The sequence below is a fragment of the Aquiflexum sp. genome, assembly GCF_977115555.1.
The window spans coordinates 1-2,456 of record NZ_CDSBKL010000521.1; the positions used below are offsets into that span (position 1 = coordinate 1).

At 42.3% G+C, this 2,456-nt stretch carries 2 protein-coding genes; one reads left to right on the forward strand and one right to left on the reverse strand.

The genetic code is table 11. The annotated features are described in order from the left end of the window. A partial coding sequence (locus tag ACZFYI_RS19040) for a hypothetical protein (protein ID WP_462525702.1) occupies positions 1-388 on the reverse strand: 388 nt, incomplete at its 3' end. 256 nt (positions 389-644) lie between these two features. On the opposite strand from ACZFYI_RS19040, the gene ACZFYI_RS19045 reads away from it, so the two are divergent. Beyond that, positions 645-2,456: PVC-type heme-binding CxxCH protein (locus ACZFYI_RS19045; protein WP_462525703.1), on the forward strand; the 1,812-nt coding region annotated here is incomplete at its 3' end.

The following is a 2,456-nucleotide window of genomic DNA, read 5'->3' on the forward strand; positions in this document are numbered from 1 at the left end:
CTAAAATGTTGCCTATTTGCTCTTCACTTAATTCTTCAGGGCAGGGTTCCCCTTCCGCAAACAGGTTCTGTATTCCAAATCTTAAAGTTACCCAGCTACCTGATTTAACTATAACAGTTTCTTCTGAGAAAAGAGGAATAGCAACCCCAACTCCTCTTTCAAGTTCTTCATTGGTCTGATTGTCATTGATTTTTTGGGTTCCGTTCCTAAGGCTAAATCCATAGCCCAAATTTTCGCTATTTTCAGGGGTAGTAAGTGAGAAATCCCCGTCGGAATTTTTTTGATCGGCGCTCAATAATTCTGCTGTAGAATCTTCAGGGATCAAACTACTCTCATTGCATGATGTGAAAATCAATGCGGCTAGAAAAACAATTATTAGATTTTTCATTTTTGGTGGTTTTTAGTTTATTGAATTACTTGATAAGATAGTGAAAAAATTCTGAGATTTAATTTTATTAAAAAAATATTAACTACCTAGTTTATTGAAGTGGCGCTCGAAATCTTTCCCAAAAAAGTCCTTGCTCAATTTTTCCATTCGAGGTCGGAATAAGCATGTAAATGGAAGGAGTATAATTCGAATTTGAAAAAACTGTTACAATCACTACATTGGATTAATTCGGTAATGCATGTAAAAATCCGCTAACATGAACCCATCAAATCTTTATCCATACAGGGTTTGCCTTGGCATTTTCCTTCTCCTTCTGTTTAGCCTTCAGTCCTGTCAAAACAACAACAGCCATGTGTTGGAGATATCTTTGGAAAATGCGCTCTCCACTTTCGAATTGGAGGATGGATTTCAGATTGAGCTCATCGCCGGTGAGCCTTTGATTTCGGATCCGGTGGACATGGAAATTGATGAATTTGGAAGGCTTTATGTCGTTGAAATGCATGGCTACCCTTTGGATAAAAGTGGTACCGGCAAGATCAAATTACTATCTGACACTGACGGAGACGGAATGATGGACCAAAGCATTGTCTTTGCGGAAGGTCTGATGCTGCCAACAGGAATCATGAGATGGAAAAATGGAGTAATCGTAACAGATCCTCCACATGTCTATTATCTCGAAGACAATAACGGTGACGGCAAAGCAGATATAAAAGAGATCATACTGACAGGATTTGCTGTTTCCAATCCCCAGCACAACGTCAATAGTCCCAGGCTTGGATTGGACAATTGGATCTATTTGGGTCATGAACAAGCGGTAACTACAAAGACTTACGCGGCGGAATTTGGTGACAGGGGATCAGAGGTGTATTTTCCTTCCAAATCAGATGGCCCAAAACTTATCCAAAATGCAGGTGGCAGGAGTGTACGTTTCCAGCCTGATTTGCATCAATTGGAAGCTTTGGCCAGCAGGACACAATTTGGGCATACTTTCGATAATTGGGGCCATCGCTTTGTAGTAAACAACAGCAACCATATCATACAGGATGTGATGGCTGCAAAATACCTTGACCGAAACCCCTTCCTTATTGTACCGGAAACTACCCAATCCATTTCCGACCATGGCAATGCCGCTGAAGTCTTTCCCATAACAAAAAACCCTGAACACCAGCTGTTGACAGATATTGGGGTCATCACTTCTGCCTGTGGAATAACGGCCTACCTAGGTGCCTCTTTTCCCCCAGAGTATGACCAAGCTGTATTCGTAGCCGAACCTGTTAGTAATATCATCCATATAGATATTTTGGAGGAAAAAGGAACGGTTTTCACTGCACGCAGGCAGCATGATGAAAAGGAATTCCTGGCTTCTACTGATTCTTGGTTTCGGCCGGTAAACATGTATGTCGGACCCGATGGGGCGCTCTATGTGGTCGACTATTACAGACAGATCATCGAACATCCGGAGTGGATGGCGGAAGAAGTCATCAAATCCGGCGCATTGTATAATGGAACAGATAAAGGAAGAATTTATAGGATTACGCCAAAGGGCACCAAACCACTCAACTGGTCAAACAACATCAAATTGGGGGATTTCTCCGCAGAACAGCTTGTAGAAAAACTCAATGACCCCAATATCTGGTGGAGAAGAAATGCGCAGCGGCTCCTTTTGGATAAGAAATCAAAGGAGATAACCGAGGGCTTAACTTTATTGGCTGAAAATCAAAATTCCCCCAAAGGAAGTGTCCATGCATTATGGACTTTGGAAGGATTGGGCATGCTTAGCCCTGGCTCAATTCTAAGTGCTTTGAAACATCCTGCACCCGGCGTACGGGAAAATGCCATCAAATTAGCTGAATTGCATTTGGATGCTGCTTCTGCATTGAAGGAGTATTTACCCAAAATGAAAGATGACAAGGATCCCAAAGTCAGGTTTCAATTGCTTTGTACGCTTGGGTTTTTGAATAGTCCTGAAGCAGCACAAGCCAGACAGGATTTGCTTTTTGGAAACATGGAGGATCCATGGATGCAGGTTGCGGCATTATCGGCCCCATTTGAGGAAAGCAGCAAGTTA